The organism is Achromobacter spanius (assembly GCF_039673305.1).
Taxonomy (GTDB): domain Bacteria; phylum Pseudomonadota; class Gammaproteobacteria; order Burkholderiales; family Burkholderiaceae_B; genus Achromobacter; species Achromobacter spanius_F.
The window spans coordinates 25,950-44,826 of sequence record NZ_JBDJLJ010000027.1; the positions used below are offsets into that span (position 1 = coordinate 25,950).

The window sequence follows — 18,877 nt, forward strand, 5'->3', positions numbered from 1 at the left end:
CTACGCGGCGCGCGACGCGCCGGCGCCGGGTCCGCCATCCGAAGGCTGTTCCGCAACGGAAACCAGCCGCCGGACCGCCGCCAGCACATCCGCCAGCTCGGCCGGCTTGCGCATGAAGGCCGCGCGTCCTTCGCAGGCGGCGGCCAGTTCATGCTCGGGCCGGCCGCTCAAGACCAGCACGGGCGTGTCGCTCAGATAGGCGTTTTCCCGCATGGCGGTGAGCAGGGCTCCGCCATCCATGCCAGGCATCGAATAGTCGGTGATGACAAGATCGGGGCGCAGATCAAGCATCTGCTGCAGCGCCGTCAGGCCGTCCGTATGCGTCGTGACGTCATAGCCTTCACCGCGCAGGAATTCGCTCATCAGGGCGACCAAGGCGGGTTGATCGTCGGCCAAAAGAATTTTCGTCATGATTATCGGGTGTCGAGCCCTGCTGTGAAGGCCGCATGCTAGGGCATGCGCGTCCCGGATACGCGAAGCAATTGTATCCAGGGGAAACGGAAACTGCCCTCCCCATGTATAGTTTCAGCAGTTCGAACGATGCCCGGGGCGTTCTCCGTCCCTATAATTATTCGCACCCTCGCATAGCGCACGTCGCGCGCCCTCCCTTACTTGGTAACCGTTTCCATGCTGAATTCGCCGCAGCCCGCCAGCCGTTATTCCTTTCCTCGCACGTTGATGGCCGGCTTTGTGATGGCGGCGCTGGCGACGCTGGTGATCGCCTTCGTCAACGTGCGCTCGGCCGAGACGCGCGCCCGCGCTGTCCAGTCCATGGATCGGGCCACCGAGACGCTGCGTCAGCTCAGCCTGTTCAATTCAGCGCTCAAGGATGCGGAAATCGGCCAACGGGGCTATCTGCTGACGGGCGACTCGGCCTATCTGCAGCCCTACCTGCGTTCGGTCCCGCTGATCGAGCAGCGCCTGGCGATCGTGAAAGAGGCCGCGGACCAGGACCTGACGCAGCGCCGGATCGCCAACGACATCGCGGGCATCACCCAGCAGAAGCTGGCCGAATTGCACGACACCATCGAGATGCGCAAGGCCGGCAATGTGGAAGGCGCCATGGCGGTGGTGCGCACCGATTCGGGCAAGGAGGCGATGGACCGGCTGCGCGACCTGGTCGCCGACCTGTATGCGCGCCAGATGAGCCAGGTCCAAGACGAAAGGGAAGCCTGGGCCGCCGCAGCCAGCACCTCGACTTACTACTCGTGGGGAGGGTCGCTGCTGTTGCTCGTGCTGATCCTGGCTTCGGCCGGCATGACCATCCGCGAGTACCGCGCCAAGGCTCGCCAGGCCTGGGTCACGGCCGGCCTGTCGGGCTTGGGCCTGCAACTGCGGGGAGATCCGCGGCTGGACGAGATCGGCAGGCAAGCGCTGGAATATCTGGCGCAATACCTGAATGCAAGCGTGGGCGCCGGTTACGTGGTCAATGCCGGGGAACTCGAGCTTTTCGGCGGCTACGCCCTGCCGGCCGAGCGCCTGGCGCAGAAGATCCCGCCGGCGCAGGGGTTGGCCGGCCAGGCCGCCGCCTCGCGCAAGCTGCTGCACGTGCGCAATGTGCCGGCCGGCCACTTCGAGGTGTCGTCGGCCACGGGCCGCTCCAATCCGGCCGAACTGGTCCTGGCGCCGGCCATGCAGAATGAACGCGTGTACGCCGTGGTCGAGCTGGGCTTCAATCACCCGGTCGGCGAAAGCGAGCGCCTGCTGCTCGAGGGCGCCTCCGAAATGCTGGCCTCCGCGATCCGCGCGGGGCTGGACCGGACGCGGCTGGAATCGCTGCTGGCCGAGACGCAGCGCCAGTCCGAGGAGCTGCAGACCCAGCAGGAAGAGCTGCGCGTCAGCAACGAAGAGCTGGAGCAGCAGAGCCGCATCCTGCAGGAGTCGCAGGCGCGCATGGAGCTGCAGCAGACCGAGCTTGAACAGACCAACATCAATCTGGAGTCCCAGGCCGAGCAGCTGCTGCGGGTGCAGGGCGCGCTGACCGACAAGGCCCGCCTGCTTGCCCAGGCCAGCCAGTACAAGAGCGAGTTCCTGGCCAACATGAGCCACGAACTGCGCACGCCGCTCAATTCGACGCTGATCCTGGCCAAGCTGCTTTCGGACAACAAGCCGGGCAACCTGAGCCCGGAGCAAGTCAAGTATGCGCAGACCATCCACGCCGCGGGCCGCGATCTGCTGGCGCTGATCAACGACATTCTCGACCTGGCCAAGATCGAGGCCGGCCAGGCGACCGTGGAGGTCGAAGAGGTCGCCATCGCGCCGGCGCTGCAGCGGCTGCTGGAGCCCCTGCGGCCGATCGCCCAGGAGAAGCGCCTGGCGCTGGAGCTTGAAATCGCGCCGGATGTGCCGGCATCGCTGCACACCGATCCGCAGCGCCTGGGCCAGGTGCTGAAGAACCTGCTATCGAACGCCATCAAGTTCACCGAGCAGGGCACGGTCGCGCTGAAGGTATCGCGCGCGCCGGGGTACCGGCTGTCGTTCGCCGTGCACGACACCGGCATCGGGATCCCGGCGGACCAGCATGAACTGGTTTTCGAGGCGTTCCGCCAGGCCGACGGCAGTTCGCACCGCAAGCATGGCGGCACGGGCCTGGGGCTGTCGATCTCGCGCGACCTGGCCAAGCTCCTGGGCGGCACGCTGTCGCTGGTGAGCGTGCCGGGGCAGGGCAGCGTGTTCACGCTGCTGCTGCCGATGCGCCTGGATGCCGCGCCGCCCGTGCGGGACATGCACGACACGGCTGCGGCACTGGCCGTGCCGCAGGCTTTGGCCCAGCTGGCGGCCCTGGCGCCCGTTCCGGCGGCGCCCGCCGACGCCGCTGCGCCCCTGGCCGCCGAGCAGCCCGATGAGGCCCCCCGTGGCCGCACCATCCTCGTCATCGAGGACGATGAACGCTTTGCCGGCATCCTGGGCGATCTTGCGCGCGAGATGGGTTTTGGCTGCCTTGCCGCCCATACCGCCACCGATGGCCTGGCGCTGGCGGCGCAGCGGCGGCCCGACGCTATTGTCCTGGACGTGAACCTGCCGGACTTTTCCGGGCTGGGCGTGCTGGACCAGCTCAAGCGCAATCCGAACACCCGCCACATTCCGGTGCACATCGTGTCGGTGGCCGACTACGCCCAGGAGGCCATGGGCCGCGGGGCCATCGGCTACGCGCTCAAGCCGGTCAAGCGCGAGGAGCTGGTCCACGCGTTGCAGCGCCTGGAGGCCAAGTTCACCCAGAACGTGCGGCGCGTGCTGGTCGTCGAGGACGACGACCGCCAGCGCGAAAGCGTGCGCGAACTGCTGGCGCGAGACGACGTGCAGATCGTGCCCGCGGCCAACGCCGCGGCGGCGCTGGAGCTGCTGCGCGACAGCACCTACGACTGCGTCGTGATGGACCTGAATCTGCCGGACATGAGCGGCTACGAGCTCCTGCGCGAAATGGCGGAACAGGACAGCGTGTCGTTCCCCCCGGTGATCGTGTACACGGGCCGCGCGCTGTCGCGCGACGAAGAGCAGCAGCTGCGCCGCTTCTCCAAGTCGATCATCATCAAGGACGCGCGGTCTCCGGAACGACTGCTCGACGAAGTGACGCTGTTCCTGCATCAGGTCGAGGCCGACCTGCCGCCGCAGCATCGCCAGATGCTGGAGCTTGCGCGCAGCCGCGACACCGCGCTGGAGGGGCGTACGGTGCTGGTGGTGGAGGACGACGTGCGCAATGTGTTTGCGCTGTCCAGCATCCTGGAGCCGACGGGCCTGCATGTGCAGATCGCGCGCAACGGACGCGAGGCGCTCGAGGCCCTGGGCCGCGCCGGCGTCGACGGCCACCGGGCGATCGACCTGATCCTGATGGACATCATGATGCCCGAGATGGATGGGTATACGGCCATGCGCGAGATCCGCGCCCGGCCGGACTGGCGCCGCCTGCCCATCATTGCGCTGACCGCCAAGGCCATGAAGGACGACCAGGAGAAGTGCCTTGCCGCCGGGGCGAACGACTACATCGCCAAGCCGCTGGACGTCGAGCGCCTGCTGTCCCTGGTGCGCGTCTGGATGCGCAAGTAGGCGGGCGACGCCAGATCACGGATAGAACACGACCATGCCCACATCGAACCGGGTGCATACCGAGGATATCGAACAGCGGCTGCTGCTCGACGCGATCTATCACCGGTACCACTACGACTTCCGCGAGTATGCGCAGGCCTCGCTCAAGCGGCGCCTGAAAAGCGCGCTGACGGAGTTCGGCTGCAAGACCTTGTCGCAGTTGCAGGACCGCGTGCTGCATGAGACTTCGGTGTTCACCGGACTGCTGCAGTACCTGACGGTGCAGGTCAGCGACATGTTCCGCGATCCCAGCTACTTCCTGGCGCTGCGCCGGGAGGTGGTGCCCATCCTGCGAACCTATCCGTCGATCAAGGTATGGGTTGCCGGATGCAGCACGGGCGAGGAAGTCTATTCGCTGGCCATCCTGCTGCACGAGGAAGGCCTGCTGGACCGCGCGCTGATCTACGCGACCGACATCAACCCGCACGCGCTGCGCGCGGCCGAGCATGGCGTCTACGACCTGGACCGCGTGGCTGCCTTCACCGCGAACCATGCGCAGGCCGGCGGGCGCAGTTCGCTGTCCGACTACTACACCGCCCGGTACGGACGCGTCGTGTTCGACAAGGCGCTGCGCGAGCACATGGTGTTCTCCGATCACAGCCTGTCCACGGACAGCGTCTTCGCGGAGGTGCACCTGGTGTCGTGCCGCAACGTCCTCATCTACTTCGAGCGCGACCTGCAGAACCGCGCGCTCGGGTTGTTCCATGAAGCGCTGGTCCATCGCGGTTTCATGGGCCTGGGATCCAGGGAGTCGGTGCGGTTTTCGGCGCTGGCCGGCGGCTTCGACGACTTCGTGCTGGAAGACCGCATCTACCGCAAGAAGGCCGAGCTATGAGCGGGCTTACGCCCGCCCTCCTGTCCGACGACGCGCTGGCGGGCCCGTGGGAGGCGATCGTCATCGGCGGGTCGTCGGGCGCGATAGATGCCCTGAACGTGCTGCTGCCGGCCCTGCCGGCCGGGCTGCAGTCGTCGGTGATCTTGCTGCTGCACCTGGCGCCCGATCGCCGCAGCCATCTGGTCGACATCTTCGACTATCGCTGCGAGTTGCCCGTGCTGGAGGCCGAGGACCAGCAGCCGCTGCTGCCGGGGCATCTGTATATCGCGCCGCCGGGCTACCACCTGCTGGTGGACCATGGCCCGCGCATGGCGCTGTCGATCGACCCGCCGGTGCTGTTCTCGCGGCCATCGATCGACGTGCTGTTTCACTCCGCCGCCGACCGCTTCGGCGAGCGGTTGCTGGGCGTGCTGCTGTCGGGCGCGAACGAGGACGGCGCCGACGGCCTGGCGGCGATCCACGCCGCCGGCGGCCGCACGGTGGTGCAGGCGCCGGCCACCGCCGCCATGCGCGCGATGCCCGACGCCGCCCTGGCGCGCGTTCCCGCGGCCCTCGCATTGACGCCCGAAGAAATCGCGGCCCGGTTCGCTCGATTGCCCGCGCAGCCACTGCCTGATACCCATTTTCTCTGACACCATGATCCTGACTTCGCCCAAGCCCCAAGACGACCGCATCAAGTGCCTGCTGGTCGACGATGTTCCGGAAAACCTGATCGCGCTCGAGGCGCTGCTGTCGAGCGAGCGTGTGCAGATCCTGAAGGCCCAGTCGGGCCCGCAGGCGCTGGAGCTGCTGCTGGAGCACGCCGACGTGGCGCTGGCGCTGCTGGATGTGCAGATGCCCGACATGAACGGGTTCGAACTGGCCGAGCTGATCCGGGGCAGCGAGCGCACGCGCCATATCCCGCTGATATTCATCACAGCCGGCACGCGCGAGCAGGACTGGCAGTTCCGCGGCTACGAGACCGGCGCGGTGGATTTCCTTTATAAGCCCATCGATCCGTACATGCTCCGAAGCAAGGCCAATGTGTTCTTCGAATTGCACGAGCGCCGGCGCGCGCTGGCGCAGCAGCTCGAAGAGCGCACCGAAGCGCTGCGGGTGAACGAAATGTTCATGGCGGTGCTCAGCCATGATCTGCGCAGCCCGTTGCAGGCCATCATCATGGGCGCTTCGCTGCTGCAGCGCCAAATCGCCGACGCGCGCGTCACGAGCCTGGCGCAGCGCATGCTGCAAAGCGGCGACCGCATGGCGCGCCTGATCGAGGACCTGCTGGACGTCACCCGGATCCGCCAGGCGGGCGGATTGGCGCTGGCGCCGGCGGCGCTGTGCATGGAGGCGCTGGTGAATCGCGCACTCGATGAGGCCCGGACCGGAATGCCGGACAGGCAGATCGAGTTTCATCGCAGCGGCGACCCGGCAGGCAGCTGGGATGGCCAGCGCATCTCGCAGGTGATCGCCAATCTGATCGGCAATGCGCTGAACCACGGCAGCCGGGACGTGCCGGTGCGGGTCGAGGTGGACGGCGCGGCAGCGGATCAGGTCGTCGTGACGGTCACCAATGGCGGCAGCATTCCTTCGGAATTGTTGCCGCATCTGTTCAACCCGTTCCGCGGCGGCTCGCGTCCCCAGGGAGGGCAGCACGGCCTGGGCCTGGGATTGTTCATCGCGCAGCAGATCGTGCTGTCGCATGGCGGCCGCATCAGCGCGGAATCGCGCGACGCCGTCACGCGAATACGCGTGGTCCTGCCGCGGCAGGCGCGACCCGCCGCGGCGGCTTGACGCCGGGGATCGCCCGCATCGTCCCGCCTGACGGGCGCCCGCCCGTCATCCGATGGCGCGATCCCGCCCTTAGAGGGTCGGTTGCGGAACCGGCGTGTCCTTGGGCAATGCCTTGGGCTTGCTCGGGGATTGGCAGGTGTTTTCCGAATAGCCCCACTTGGTGACCATGCCGCCCTCGATCATGAATTTCTTGACGCATAGCCGGCGCTCGCCGACATACTGGCCCCAGATGTATTCGTAGGAAATGACCTTGGAGCCGCTCTGGAAGGTGTAGCTGTTGTCGGGCGGTCCCCAGCTGGCCACCAGCTCTTCCTCGCGTTCGCCGACCCAGGACGCCATGATGTCGTTGGTGGTCTGTCGGCGTTCCCCGTAAATCAGGTTCGACATCGGTGAACCGGATCCCGCGCATCCGGCGAGTATCGGCATCAGGGCGGCGAGGAACACAAGCTTCTTCATCTTATTTTCTCTTTTCTGGAATGGCCGGGATCGAAGCGGCGAAGTATATGGGCCGTTGCAGATGATTACTTTTAAACCCTGTATCGACACGCAACAGAGTCAGCGTGGTGCCGCGACCGCCAACGGGACGGCCACGGCCGATGCGGTGGGGCTGATTGGCCTTTAAGGGCAATGCTGGCGGACTTTGGCGAGCAGGCGTCAGTCGAAACCGGTAGGGCCGAAGAGGGGGCATGGCCTCGGCCATGAAGGTATCAAACAGATACAAGTAGCTGATGAAAGCGACGCCAATGGCGCGATATCAGCGGTATCCGGGCTTGGTCGTCACAGTTCGTAGCGCGAAAGCGTATCCATCTATTAGCGCAGCAGGGCTCCCGCCTGCAGATCCGCGGGCGTATCGATGTCCGCGCAAATGCCTGAATCGCTCACCGCGAGTTCCGTCGCTCCGTGACTTTCCAGGACGACGCGCGCGCCGGTGTCGCCCGCCAGTGCTGCCAGCGCCGGCCATAACGAACGATGGAAGGCAACGGGGTGGCCGCGTCGTCCGTTCCACACGGGCGCCACGATGGGATGCGCAAACGCCAGCCGCGCGACTTGCAGGCACGTGTCCGTCCGCACCCAGGGCATGTCGCCCAACGCCACCAGGCAGGTCTGGGTCTCGGTGCCGCAGGTGCGCAGCAGGTGCTGCGCTGCGGCGGCCAGGCTGTCCCCCATGCCTGCGGCGTGTGGATCGGTCGTGATGACTTCGCAGCCTGCGTTGGCAAGCAGCGCCTGAAGCGACGCTTGGCCAGGACGCGTTATCGCCACCACGCGCGTGGTCGCCGCTCGCAGCGCCGTGGCGGCGGCCACGGCAACAGGCGTGCCGTCGGCCAGCAGCGCAGTGAGCTTGTCCTGGCCCGGGGCAGCCTCGGCATAGCGGCGGCCACGTCCCGCAGCAAGCAGGATGCCCACGCAGCGGGTGGGCGGATCGTTGTCTGGATTGGTTGCGAGATCGAACATTTTCTTGTCAGGTTTGCGTGGCGGGCCGGGCCAGCGCGTCGGTATCATGAAACGGCCGCATGCGGCTCACTCCATTTATCAAAACCTGCCCCCGGCATGACTGCGGCGCGCCGGGTCATGAGGGTCAGCAGATGCAGAGCCTGGACATGCAAGTGCTTGCAGCCCTTCGGGAATGGAACCGCCAGGGCCAGGACCGCATCCTGGCGACGGTTGCTTCCACGTGGGGCGCATCGCCCCGGCGTCCCGGCGCCCTGTTGGGGATCCGGTGCGACGGTCGGGTAGTGGGCTCGGTTTCGGGCGGGTGCATTGAAGATGATCTTATCGACAAAATGCGCCTTGGCAAGCTGTGCGCAACGCTGCCGTACGCCGTGGCGTACGGCGGCAATCCCGATGATGCGATGAATTTCGGGCTGCCCTGCGGCGGCATGCTGGAGATCGTCATCGAGACGAATCCTGATCCCGCGCAATTGGCCGCGCTTGAAGCGCAACTGCGCGCCGGACGCCTGGCGCGCCGATCGGTGGACCTGCAGACCGGCGCCGTCACCCTGACGGACGCGCAGCCGGGCGATACGCTGGCCTGGGACGGCGGCACGCTGAGCACGGTGCATGGACCGCAATGGCGGCTGCTGCTGGTGGGCGCCGGCGACATCGCGCGCTACATCGCGCCCATGGCGCTGGCCCTGGATTTCGAGGTGCTGGTCTGCGACCCGCGCGAAGAGTACGCCTGCGCATGGGACGTGCCCGGCACGACGCTGCTGACCTGCATGCCCGACGATGCCGTGACGGCGATCGGGCCCGATGCGCGCACGGCCCTGGTCATGCTCAGCCACGATCCCAAGCTGGATGACATGGCGCTGCTGGAAGCCATCGGCTCGCCGGCGTTCTACGTGGGGGCGCTGGGTTCGCGCCGCAGCAACGACAAGCGCCGCGAGCGACTGAAAGTGCATTTCGGCTTTTCGGAAGAGGCTGTGCAGCGCTTTCGGGGACCGGTGGGCCTGGATATCGGCAGCCACACGCCGCCGGAAATCGCCGTGTCCATCCTGGCCGAGCTTACGGCCGTCAGGAGCCGGCAGCACGCTGCCGGCGGTCAGCCGAAGGCAGGCGTGCATCGGCGGGCGGAAGGCCCGGAGCCGTTCGCGCTTGCCTGAACGGTCGGCGCCGCTTTCGCGGGAACACCGTTTGCTGCCGCCGTCGACGGATCGCCCGCGCGGCCAGCCAGACATTCAAAGGAAGACCGACCTTGGAAAACGCCCTCAATATCAAGATTTCCCGACGCAACCTGCTCAGGGCGGGCGCGGCGTCCGCAACCGCGATGACGGCGTCGCCCATGTCCGCCGCGCAGGGCGCCTCGCGCGCGCAAAGCCTGTCGGCCTCGGTGACGCTGGTGGTGAACGGCACTGCGCACGACATGGCGCTGGACGTGCGCACCACCTTGCTGGATGCGTTGCGCGAACACTTGCGACTGACGGGCACCAAGAAAGGGTGCGATCACGGGCAATGCGGCGCCTGTACGGTGCTGCTGGACGGCAGGCGGGTCAATGCCTGTCTGACGCTGGCCGTCATGCATGACGGCCAGCAGATCACCACCATCGAAGGCCTGGGAACGCCTGGCGCCCTTCATCCCCTGCAGGCTGCCTTTGTCCGGCACGACGGCTACCAGTGCGGCTACTGTACGCCGGGGCAGATATGCTCCGCGGTCGGCATGCTGGACGAAGCGGCGCGTGGGGCGCCCAGCCACGTCACCGCGTCGCTGTCCGAACACCCGCTGCTCACGCCTGAAGAGATCCGCGAACGCATGAGCGGCAATATCTGCCGCTGCGGCGCCTATTCCAACATTCTGGAAGCCATCGAGGAAGTCGCGGAGGGCAAGGCATGAGACCGTTTACCTACGAGCGCCCCGCGACCGTCGACCAGGCAGCCGCCAGCGCCGTGCGCGAGCCCCGCGCCCGGTTCATCGCCGGCGGCACGAACCTGCTGGACCTGATGAAGATCGAGGTGGAGACGCCCACGCACCTGATCGACGTCAACGGTTTGGGGCTGGACAAGATCGAGCCGGCCGAGGACGGCGGGCTGCGCATCGGCGCGCTGGTGCGCAACGCAGACCTCGCCGCCGACGATGTCGTGCGGCGCGACTACGCGGTGCTGGCGCGCGCGCTGCTTGCCGGCGCGTCGGCGCAGATCCGCAATCGCGCCACGACGGCGGGCAATCTGCTTCAACGCACCCGCTGCCCGTATTTCTACGACACCAACCAGCCCTGCAACAAGCGCGTTCCCGGCAGCGGCTGCTCCGCCCTCGGCGGCGTGTCGCGCCAGCTCGCCGTGATCGGCGCCAGCGACGCGTGCATCGCGACGCACCCCAGCGATATGGCGGTGGCCATGCGCCTGCTGGACGCAAGCGTGGAGGCCGTGCGGCCCGACGACACCAGGCGCGTCATCCCGATTGCGGACTTCTACCGGCTGCCTGGGGATACGCCGCACATCGAAACCAACCTGGAGCCGGGCGAATTGATCACGGCAGTGACGCTGCCCAGGCCGCTGGGCGGCAAGCACATCTACCGCAAGGTGCGGGACCGCGCATCCTTTGCCTTCGCGCTGGTGGCGGTGGGCGCGGTGGTGCAGGCCGATGGCAGCGGCCGCGTGGCGCTGGGCGGCGTTGCGCCGCAACCCTGGCGGATCGAGTCGGCGGAGGCGCATCTGCCGGCCGGGGCGGCGCGCGTGGCGCAGGCCCTGCTGGCCGATGCCAGGCCCACGCCAGACAACGGCTTCAAGGTGACCCTGGCCCAGCGCGCGCTCAGTTCGGTGCTGGCGGAAGCAAGGACGTGACGCAATGAAATTCGATACCCCCGCGACAGACAATCCCATCGACCAGCTCAAGGTCGTGGGCCAGCCCCTCGACCGCATCGACGGCCCCCTGAAGACCTGTGGCCAGGCTGCCTACGCGTATGAGCGCCACGACGTGGCGCCCAATGCCGCCGTGGGCTATGTCGTCGGCGCGGCCATCGCGAAGGGCGCCATCACATCCATGGACATCGAGGCCGCGCGCAAGGCGCCCGGCGTGCTGGCCGTCGTGACCGCGCAGAACGCCGGCAAGCTCGGCAAGGGCAAGATGAACACGGCCACGCTGCTGGGCGGGCCCGACATCCAGCATTACCATCAGGCGATCGCGGTGGTGGTTGCAGACACGTTCGAACAGGCGCGCGCGGCCGCCAGGCTGGTGCGCGTGCAATATGCCCGCGCCAGGGGCGCGTACGACCTGGCGGCGGAAAAGCGCGGCAACGGCGCGTCCGCCAGGCACATCCCGAAGACGGACGTGGGCGACTTCGATGGCGCCTTTGCGTCCGCGCCCGTCAAGATCGATCACATCTACACCACGCCCGACCAGTCGCACGCCATGATGGAGCCGCATGCATCGCTGGCGGTCTGGAAGGACGACAAACTGACCCTGTGGACCTCCAACCAGATGATCGCGTGGGGGCGGTCCGACGTGGCCAGGACGCTGGGCATCCCGAAGGAGAACGTCCGCCTGGTCTCTCCCTACATCGGCGGCGGGTTCGGCGGCAAGCTGTTCGTTCGCGCCGACGCGCTGCTGGCCGCGCTGGGCGCGCGCGCCGCGGGCCGGCCGGTCAAAGTTGCGCTGCCGCGCCCCTTGATGGCCAACAACACGACGCACCGACCCGCCACCATCCAGCGCATCCGCCTGGGCGCCGAACGCGATGGCAGGCTCACGGCGATCTCGCATGAGAGCTGGTCGGGCGACCTGCCTGACGGCCAGCCCGAAGAGGCCGTGCAGCAGACGAAGCTGCTGTATGCCGGCGCCAACCAGAGAACCGCGCTGAACCTGATGACGCTGGACCTTCCCGAAGGCAACGCCATGCGCGCGCCCGGCGAAGCGCCGGGCATGATGGCGCTTGAAATCGCCGTCGACGAGATGGCGCAGGCGCTGGGCATGGACCCGGTGCAGTTCCGGATCCGCAACGATACCCAGGTGGACCCCACCGACCCGGCCCGGCCGTTCTCCCGGCGGCGCTTCATTGAATGCCTGGAGACCGGGGCAAGGCAATTTGGCTGGGAGCAGCGCAAGGCCCAGCCCGGCGCGCGCCGGGAAGGGCGCTGGCTTATCGGATTGGGCGTGGCCAGCGCCTTTCGCAACAACCTGGTGACCAAGTCGGCGGCCCGCGTGCGGCTGGACTCGGCGGGCCGCGTCATTGTCGAGACCGACATGACCGATATCGGCACGGGCAGCTACACCATCATCGCGCAGACGGCTGCCGAGATGCTGGGCGTGCCGATCTCGCGGGTGGTGGTGCGCCTGGGCGATTCTTCATTTCCGGTGTCCGCGGGGTCTGGCGGCCAGTGGGGCGCGAACAGCGCCACCGCCGGCGTCTACGCGGCCTGCGCCAAGCTGCGCGAGGCCGTGGCCGAGCGGCTGGGCTTTGACAGCGAAGGCGCCGCGTTCGCGGGCGGCGAGGTGATCGAAGCGGGCGGGCGGTCGGCGCCCTTGACGCGCGCGGTGTCGGGCGGCGAACTGGTCGCCGAGGACGCGATCGAATTCGGCGATCTGGACAAGAAGTTCCAGCAATCGACCTTCGGCGCGCATTTCGTGGAGGTGGCGGTGGACGCGGCGACGGGCGAAACGCGCGTGCGCCGCATGCTGGCCGTCTGCGCCGCCGGGCGCATCCTCAATCCGAAGACCGCGCGCAGCCAGGTCATCGGCGCCATGACCATGGGCGTCGGCGCCGCGCTGATGGAAGAGCTGGCCGTGGACCATCGGCTGGGCTATTTCGTCAATCACGACCTGGCCAGCTACGAGGTGCCCGTGCATGCCGACATTCCACGGCAGGAAGTCATCTTCCTGGACGAGGACGACCCCGTGTCGTCGCCGATGAAGGCGAAGGGCGTCGGCGAACTGGGATTGTGCGGCGTTGCCGCGGCCATCGCCAACGCGGTGTACAACGCCACCGGCGTGCGCGTGCGGGACTATCCGCTGACGCTGGACAAGCTATTGGCGCGGATGCCGGCGCAGACGTGATGCCGGGCGGCGCGCTTGTCCGCTATGCTTGCGCGATGACGAAACAAGACTATCAAGACGCGCTGCGGCGCGTGCTGGACGCACACACCGAGGCGGCGCTGCGCAAGCTGGCGGGCGTGTTCCCGCGATTGCCCGAAAAGGCGCGCGAGATCCAGTTCGGCATCTTTCCCGACCAGGGCGGCGAGGGCACATTTTCGGTGGTGATCGGCCTGGACGGTCCGGATCTTTATGTGCTGAACAAAGCCATCGACGAACACCGCGGGCTGTTCGACGTGGTCCATGGCGAAAACGGCGTGTCGCCGGCTGTGCCGCTGTTCTCCCGCGAGCCGGCGTTCTGCGTCCAGGATGCCATTGCCGATGTGGCGGCCGATTGGATCGAGGCGCTTTGGGAACTTGGCGGTCGCGGCGTGTCGCCGCTGCCGGCGTTGGTCTATGCGGACGAGGATTACGGCACGAGGATGCCCCGTCTGTTGCCGACGAACTAAGCCCAGGCGAAACAAACGCAACAAAATTTTTCGCCAGGAATCGGCCTGGTCCCAGGCGCGCGGGCTGTCGGCGCCGGCCCCCTCCCGGCCGGCAAACCCTGCCATTGCTGGCGCTTTCCGTCGCCGCGCGATTCCCGCGTATGGGCGCCGTCGCGCGGACGCCGGCAATGACCGTCCGCGAGCATGTTTCAAGCCGCATCGGGCGGTTTGCTATGCGTCCCCGAGCCAGTAGCATGCGCGCTCATTCTTCACGTATCCGCCCAAAGGACCGATCCATGAACTTGCCGCGACTGCGCCCGCGACTCGCCCTTTCCGCCCTGGCCGTCACGCTGGCCTTGTCGGGTTGCGCCACCAATCAGTTTGCGAGCGACGAGGGCACCAGCGACGATCGGCGCTATGCGCAGTTGCTGGACATCGTCGGCGAGGCGTTGAAGGCGGACATGGCCGTGGTGCTGGTGGCTGACCTGATGCCGCATGCCACGCTGAAAGACGCGATGACCATGACGCAGTGGACGGGCAACACGGTCTGGATGTTCGAACCCGACCCGCGCATCACGTTCGGCCGCAAGTTCCAGAACAATGCGCTGCAGCGGGACAAGGACACCACCTACCTGTTCAAGGCGTTCGAAGTGCATATTCTGCCGCCCGGCAAGTACCTGCTGACCGGGGGCGACGATTACAAGCTCAATGCCCTGCTGGACCAGGTGGGCGCGCGCAGCGGCCCGGTCGGCTCGGGGCGCGGCGCCAACGGCACGGCGTACCTGTCGCCGGAGCTCTATCGCGAGTTCTTCAAGGAGACCAACTGGCACGAAGGCACGACCGGCTCGCAGACCAAGACGCGCCAGGTCTGCACGGCGGTGCACATGGCCTCGGGCGCGTGCGTGAGCTGGGGCGAGCAGCAGTACACCGAGACCACGCAGGGCTCGCGCCCCGGATATTACGAAGAGACCAATTCGCGCGACATTCCCGCGATCAAGGTGCAGTCGCGGGTGCTGCCCAAGCTGGCGCTGGCCAGTTTCACGCTCAAGGGCGGCCAGCTGGTGCTGAGCCAGCGCATGCACATGAAGACGCCAAGCTACAAGTACAACCAGGCGGCGTGCCGCGCGGTCGACCCCAAGATGATCGAGTGCCCGCTGGAAGACTTCACGGTTTACACGTGGCCCGCGCCCATGGATTTCGCGCAGAAGTTCATTGCGCAGCGTGCGAACTTGAGCGATGCGCATCGGGAAATGCTGTCCAGGCTGCAGCCCATGCAGATCACGCCGCTGGGCAAGCGGGGCATGGAAGATCCCGTCTGGGGCGTGCCGCTGTCGATGGGCAAGGGGAAGTAGGCCTGGCCCGCGGCATCGTCATGGCGCCGTCGCCCCGGGTGACCAGGCTGGAACTCTGAATTCAATGCACCGGCGCGTCCACCAGCCGGCAGGCGATGGCGCGAAGCTCTGTGCCGTCTGGCAACTCGTAGCGGCTCTCGCCCAGCCACGAGACCGGCCTGCCGTCCTGCACGCAGCAGTAGAAGAAAGCCGGCTCGCCGTCGTCGCACGGCAGCGCCTTGCTGCGCCGCTCGATGATGTAGGTGGACCCGTCGGAACCTATCGCTACCAGTTCGGTTGACCGCTTTTTGTATTGCGTGTGCATGGCGCCGCTCCTCTGGACTGCGTTGGTCGGGTACCCGTCCACATTGCGTCATCAGCCTGGCCGATGGTCAATAGGCCGTTGGCCCACATCCCCCTACGATTCTTTTCGCTCGACGGACGACGTTCCCTGAACGAAGAAAGTTAGTAAGCGCCCACTGTGGCGCACATCCCGAGTGCCGCGACATGAAGGTTGGCCCAGCTACGTGTCGTCCCGTTGCGGGCGGTCTTTTCCGGCAGGGGCCGGTTTACGACCAGGGTCGGCCGGTCGTACTCAATTCGGGTTATTGAGGGGCAGTGGGACTGCGCATAGATTTATCAGGATTTACGGGACGGCCAAGCGTGCACGCCACGCCAAGCCATCCCGTCGTCGTCATCGGATCCCGGTTCGGGACCATGGAGCGTGCCCCACTTCGAATCAACTGCGTTGCAGCTCGGAAAAGATCGTTTTTCATGTTGGAAGTCGTCTAAGTGAACTACGCGATGTTTATCCACGGGAGCAATAAAAATGAAACTGACACGCCGCAAGTTCAACGCAGGTGGTTTGAGTCTGATTGCAGCCGGGACGCTGGGCGCCACCGCCCGGGCCGCCGAAGGCCTGGTGGCGGACCTGCCGGAGGCCGATGAGCAGTTTGCGCTGGCTACCGAAGCCTATATCTATGCCTATCCCCTCGTCACGATGGAGATGACTAGAAGGGTCGTCACCAATGTCGCCGAGCCCAAGGGCACGCGGGCGCCGATGGGTAACCTGATCAAGCTGCGCCAATATCCGGATGCCAAGTTCCGGGACGTGACGGCGCCGAATGCCGATACCCTGTACACCACGTCGTTCTTCGATGTGGGCGACGAGCCATGGGTCGTCAGCCTGCCCGACCTGAACGGCCGCTACGCCCTGTTCCCGCTGCTGGATGGCTGGACGACCGTGTTCGACGTTCCGGGCAAGCGCACGACGGGCACCGGGGCGCAGACCTTCATGGTGACGGGCCCGGGGTGGGAGGGAACGGTGCCCAAGGGCATGACGCAATACAAGTCTCCGACGAGCATCGTCTGGCTGCTGGGGCGCATCTACTGCACCGGCACGCCGGAAGATTATGCCGAGGTGCACAAGCTGCAGGATGAAGTGAAGCTCGCGCCCCTGAGCGCCTGGGGCAAGGATTGGAAGCCGCCGCAAGGCAAGGTCGATCCCGCGATCGACATGAAGACGTCGGTGCGCGAACAGGTCAACAAGATGGACGCCAACGAGTATTTCACCTTGTTTGCCGAGCTGTTGAAAAGAAATCCCCCGACAGCGGCGGACGCGCCGATGGTCGAGAAACTGGCGTCGATCGGCATCGTTCCGGGGCAGGATTTCGACAAGTCCAAGCTCAATCCGGCGTATGCGAAGAGCGTTCCGCAGACCGGCTTTGGACGGATCATGTCGCACTTCAGGTCCAGCGATGGCGACATCCAGCATATCCATGGCTGGGGCTTCACCACGAAGACGGGGATATACGGGACGAATTACCTGCAGCGCGCCCTGATCACCGCGATCGGGCTGGGCGCCAACCGGCCGCAGGATGCGGTGTATCCGACGTCCCTGAAGTCGGATACCGGCGCGGTGCAGCGCGTCTACAACGGAACGGAAAAATACGTCCTGACGTTCAAGAAAGGGCAGTTGCCGCCGGTATCGGGATTCTGGTCGTTGACGATGTATGACGAGAACTACTTCTTCGTCGACAATCCGCTGAACCGCTATTCGATCAGCGAGCGCCAGCCGCTCAAGGCCAAGCCGGACGGCTCTGTGGACCTGCTCATCCAGCACGAGTCCCCCGGCCCGGGGTGGGAGTCGAACTGGTTGCCGGCCCCCAAGGACAGGTTCATCCTGATGATGCGCCTGTATTGGCCGAACGAGAGCAGTCCGTCCATCCTCAACGGTTCCTGGACGGTGCCGCCCGTCAGGCGGGCGAGCTGATGCCATTACTGCGTCCCCGGCGCCTTCGCCGGGGTTGCGCTGCCGCAGGCGGGGGCAATGCGATGCCTCGCGCCTGAGCGTTCGGGAGGGGGTGCGATGAAAAAGAACATCACCGGCTGCCTGGTTTGCGGGGTCCTGTACGCCGGATCGGGTTTCTGCGCCGAAGCGGATACGAAGCCCGCCGTGGACAGCAGTTACTCCAGCGAATGGGAGTTTTCGGTCACGCCGTATTTCTGGGCGCCGGCGCTATCCGGAAAGGTGACCCACCGCCGGCTTCCGGTCGTCGATATCGACAGCAGCTTCGACAAGATATTCGACAACCTGGACTTCGCGGCCATGCTGATCGGCGACGCGCGCAAGGGCCGCTACAGCATTTTCGGGGACCTGATCTATGCCAAGCTCGGCAATGTGGGCGACACGCCGCGCGAGATCGTGGCGACCAGCGCGGATGTGAAGAGCAAGTCGTTCGCCGGCTTTCTTGGCGGGGGCTATTCGGTGCTCGAGAATTCGGCGCACCGGCTGGATGTCGTCGCGGGCCTGCGGGTCTGGTCGGTCGATACGGACATCACGCTGCATCGCGGGGAATTCAGCGGCAGGAAGCGCAGCGACAGCGCCACGTGGGTCGACGCCATGGTCGGGGTGCGCGGCAACTACCAGTTCACCCAGAAGGTCTATGCGACCGGATGGGGCCTGATCGGCGCGGGCGGCGCGGATGCCGACTGGGACGTGGGCATCGGCATCGGGTACAACTTCAGCAAGACCATTTCGGCGACGGTCGGTTACCGCGCGCTGGGCGTGGACTACAACCGGAACGGCTTCAAGTACGACGTGGTGCTGCAGGGGCCGATGGCGGGATTGACGATCCGCTTCTAGGCGGTGCAACCAGGCACCTGGCTGCCGCCCTGCGGTGGCTGCGGCAGGGCGCAGCCGTCAGCGCAGCGTGCCCACTTCGACGGTGCTTGCCCCGCAGGCCTGCACCAGTTCGGGATCATGGCTGGCGAACAGCACGACGCGGTCCCGCGCCCAGGTTTTGAACAGGTCGGCCAGGACGCCGCGGGCTTGCGCGTCCAGGCCGTTGCTGGGCCCGTCGGCAACGACAACGGCCGGATTGCCCAGCGCGGCCGCCGTCAGGTACACCTTGCGGCGGGTGCCCGTCGACATCTGCTCGAAACGCTTGTCCAGGTGCGGCTCCAGTCCCAGCCGGATGGCGATGTCCAGCACGGCGCCGTCCAGCGGAACGTTCTTTTCCCGCGCGGCCTGCTCGAGGTGGCCGCGTCCCGTCTGCTGGGGAAACGCCATGCAGTTGTCCGGCACGTAGGCCAGGCGCGCCCTGGCCTGCAGCGGCGCGTGGATCAGCGAATGGCCGTCGATATGCACGTCGCCTTCATCCGGCGCAAGCGCGCCCGCGATGATGCCCAGCAGGCTGGATTTCCCGGTGCTGTCCTCTTCGCACAGCGCCACGCATCCTGCCGGGAAGGCATGGGTCAGCCCCTGGAAAACGAGATGGTCGCCATAGCGCTTGGTGAGATTGTCGATGCGTAGCATGCGGGGAGTGTACGCATGAAAACATTGCGCGGCCAGTGGTGGCGATCCGGCAAAAGCCCGCCGGCCGGTCCGGATGCCAGGCGATGACTT

Annotated in this window: 17 protein-coding genes; 12 read left to right on the top strand and 5 right to left on the bottom strand. The window is 66.5% G+C overall.

Going from position 1 to position 18,877, the window contains the following annotated elements:
- Positions 1-411, bottom strand: a complete 411-nt coding sequence (locus tag ABE485_RS19670) for a response regulator (protein WP_346516946.1) — start codon at positions 409-411, stop codon at positions 1-3.
- Between the two features lie 216 nt (positions 412-627).
- Here ABE485_RS19670 and ABE485_RS19675 point away from each other — a divergent pair, with 216 nt between their 5' ends.
- Genes ABE485_RS19675 through ABE485_RS19690 form a run of 4 tightly spaced genes read left to right on the top strand, consistent with a single transcriptional unit; the run spans position 628 to position 6,694 of the window.
- A complete protein-coding gene (locus ABE485_RS19675; protein ID WP_346516947.1) occupies positions 628-4,044 on the top strand; it encodes a response regulator in 3,417 nt (1,138 codons plus the stop codon).
- A gap of 34 nt (positions 4,045-4,078) precedes the next feature.
- On the top strand, positions 4,079-4,918 hold the full coding sequence (locus tag ABE485_RS19680; RefSeq protein WP_346516948.1) for a CheR family methyltransferase: 840 nt from the start codon (positions 4,079-4,081) through the stop codon (positions 4,916-4,918).
- Positions 4,915-5,550: a chemotaxis protein CheB gene (locus tag ABE485_RS19685; protein WP_346516949.1), complete on the top strand. Its 636-nt coding sequence runs from the start codon at positions 4,915-4,917 to the stop codon at positions 5,548-5,550. Before ABE485_RS19680 ends, ABE485_RS19685 begins: the two co-directional genes overlap by 4 nt.
- 4 nt (positions 5,551-5,554) lie before the next feature.
- On the top strand, positions 5,555-6,694 hold the full coding sequence (locus ABE485_RS19690; RefSeq protein ID WP_346516950.1) for a hybrid sensor histidine kinase/response regulator: 1,140 nt from the start codon (positions 5,555-5,557) through the stop codon (positions 6,692-6,694).
- Between the two features lie 69 nt (positions 6,695-6,763).
- Here ABE485_RS19690 and ABE485_RS19695 read toward each other — a convergent pair whose 3' ends face one another.
- Together ABE485_RS19695 and ABE485_RS19700 are read right to left on the bottom strand one after the other, a co-directional pair.
- The gene (locus ABE485_RS19695; protein ID WP_346516951.1) at positions 6,764-7,150 is read right to left on the bottom strand and encodes a hypothetical protein; all 387 of its coding nucleotides are present in this window, start codon (positions 7,148-7,150) and stop codon (positions 6,764-6,766) included.
- Positions 7,151-7,504: 354 nt separating this feature from the next.
- Positions 7,505-8,146, bottom strand: a complete 642-nt coding sequence (locus ABE485_RS19700; RefSeq protein WP_346516952.1) for a nucleotidyltransferase family protein — start codon at positions 8,144-8,146, stop codon at positions 7,505-7,507.
- Between the two features lie 146 nt (positions 8,147-8,292).
- Here ABE485_RS19700 and ABE485_RS19705 point away from each other — a divergent pair, with 146 nt between their 5' ends.
- From ABE485_RS19705 to ABE485_RS19730, 6 genes are all read left to right on the top strand, one after another.
- A complete protein-coding gene (locus ABE485_RS19705; RefSeq protein ID WP_346516953.1) occupies positions 8,293-9,294 on the top strand; it encodes an XdhC family protein in 1,002 nt (333 codons plus the stop codon).
- Positions 9,295-9,386: 92 nt separating this feature from the next.
- A complete protein-coding gene (gene paoA, locus ABE485_RS19710; protein ID WP_346516954.1) occupies positions 9,387-10,022 on the top strand; it encodes an aldehyde dehydrogenase iron-sulfur subunit PaoA in 636 nt (211 codons plus the stop codon).
- Positions 10,019-10,969: an FAD binding domain-containing protein gene (locus tag ABE485_RS19715; protein WP_346516955.1), complete on the top strand. Its 951-nt coding sequence runs from the start codon at positions 10,019-10,021 to the stop codon at positions 10,967-10,969. The genes paoA and ABE485_RS19715 overlap by 4 nt, the downstream gene beginning before the upstream one ends.
- 4 nt (positions 10,970-10,973) lie before the next feature.
- Positions 10,974-13,175: an aldehyde oxidoreductase molybdenum-binding subunit PaoC gene (paoC, locus tag ABE485_RS19720; RefSeq protein ID WP_346516956.1), complete on the top strand. Its 2,202-nt coding sequence runs from the start codon at positions 10,974-10,976 to the stop codon at positions 13,173-13,175.
- Positions 13,175-13,660 carry a DUF6389 family protein gene (locus ABE485_RS19725; RefSeq protein ID WP_346516976.1) on the top strand — a complete coding sequence of 162 codons (486 nt, stop codon included), beginning with the start codon at positions 13,175-13,177 and terminating at the stop codon, positions 13,658-13,660. Before paoC ends, ABE485_RS19725 begins: the two co-directional genes overlap by 1 nt.
- A 275-nt stretch (positions 13,661-13,935) precedes the next feature.
- The gene (locus tag ABE485_RS19730) at positions 13,936-14,991 is read left to right on the top strand and encodes a hypothetical protein (protein ID WP_346516957.1); all 1,056 of its coding nucleotides are present in this window, start codon (positions 13,936-13,938) and stop codon (positions 14,989-14,991) included.
- Between the two features lie 61 nt (positions 14,992-15,052).
- Here ABE485_RS19730 and ABE485_RS19735 read toward each other — a convergent pair whose 3' ends face one another.
- Entirely contained in the window at positions 15,053-15,295 is a 243-nt protein-coding gene (locus ABE485_RS19735; protein ID WP_346516958.1) for a hypothetical protein, read from the bottom strand.
- 504 nt (positions 15,296-15,799) lie between these two features.
- Between ABE485_RS19735 and ABE485_RS19740 the strand changes: the two genes are divergently transcribed.
- Both ABE485_RS19740 and ABE485_RS19745 read left to right on the top strand, forming a co-directional pair.
- Complete coding sequence (locus ABE485_RS19740) at positions 15,800-17,242, top strand: DUF1254 domain-containing protein (protein ID WP_346516959.1); 1,443 nt, start codon at positions 15,800-15,802, stop codon at positions 17,240-17,242.
- A gap of 96 nt (positions 17,243-17,338) precedes the next feature.
- The gene (locus tag ABE485_RS19745; RefSeq protein WP_346516960.1) at positions 17,339-18,115 is read left to right on the top strand and encodes a hypothetical protein; all 777 of its coding nucleotides are present in this window, start codon (positions 17,339-17,341) and stop codon (positions 18,113-18,115) included.
- Between the two features lie 57 nt (positions 18,116-18,172).
- Here ABE485_RS19745 and ABE485_RS19750 read toward each other — a convergent pair whose 3' ends face one another.
- Positions 18,173-18,787, bottom strand: a complete 615-nt coding sequence (locus tag ABE485_RS19750) for an ABC transporter ATP-binding protein (RefSeq protein WP_346516961.1) — start codon at positions 18,785-18,787, stop codon at positions 18,173-18,175.
- Positions 18,788-18,877 lie beyond the last annotated feature (90 nt).

Coding starts and splice junctions, on each gene's coding strand:
- ABE485_RS19670 (WP_346516946.1), bottom strand. CDS start 411: ATGACGAAAATTCTTTTGGCCGACGATCAACCCGCCTTGGTCGCCCTG.
- ABE485_RS19675 (WP_346516947.1), top strand. CDS start 628: ATGCTGAATTCGCCGCAGCCCGCCAGCCGTTATTCCTTTCCTCGCACG.
- ABE485_RS19680 (WP_346516948.1), top strand. CDS start 4,079: ATGCCCACATCGAACCGGGTGCATACCGAGGATATCGAACAGCGGCTG.
- ABE485_RS19685 (WP_346516949.1), top strand. CDS start 4,915: ATGAGCGGGCTTACGCCCGCCCTCCTGTCCGACGACGCGCTGGCGGGC.
- ABE485_RS19690 (WP_346516950.1), top strand. CDS start 5,555: ATGATCCTGACTTCGCCCAAGCCCCAAGACGACCGCATCAAGTGCCTG.
- ABE485_RS19695 (WP_346516951.1), bottom strand. CDS start 7,150: ATGAAGAAGCTTGTGTTCCTCGCCGCCCTGATGCCGATACTCGCCGGA.
- ABE485_RS19700 (WP_346516952.1), bottom strand. CDS start 8,146: ATGTTCGATCTCGCAACCAATCCAGACAACGATCCGCCCACCCGCTGC.
- ABE485_RS19705 (WP_346516953.1), top strand. CDS start 8,293: ATGCAAGTGCTTGCAGCCCTTCGGGAATGGAACCGCCAGGGCCAGGAC.
- ABE485_RS19715 (WP_346516955.1), top strand. CDS start 10,019: ATGAGACCGTTTACCTACGAGCGCCCCGCGACCGTCGACCAGGCAGCC.
- paoC (WP_346516956.1), top strand. CDS start 10,974: ATGAAATTCGATACCCCCGCGACAGACAATCCCATCGACCAGCTCAAG.
- ABE485_RS19725 (WP_346516976.1), top strand. CDS start 13,175: ATGCCGGGCGGCGCGCTTGTCCGCTATGCTTGCGCGATGACGAAACAA.
- ABE485_RS19730 (WP_346516957.1), top strand. CDS start 13,936: ATGAACTTGCCGCGACTGCGCCCGCGACTCGCCCTTTCCGCCCTGGCC.
- ABE485_RS19735 (WP_346516958.1), bottom strand. CDS start 15,295: ATGCACACGCAATACAAAAAGCGGTCAACCGAACTGGTAGCGATAGGT.
- ABE485_RS19740 (WP_346516959.1), top strand. CDS start 15,800: ATGAAACTGACACGCCGCAAGTTCAACGCAGGTGGTTTGAGTCTGATT.
- ABE485_RS19745 (WP_346516960.1), top strand. CDS start 17,339: ATGAAAAAGAACATCACCGGCTGCCTGGTTTGCGGGGTCCTGTACGCC.
- ABE485_RS19750 (WP_346516961.1), bottom strand. CDS start 18,787: ATGCTACGCATCGACAATCTCACCAAGCGCTATGGCGACCATCTCGTT.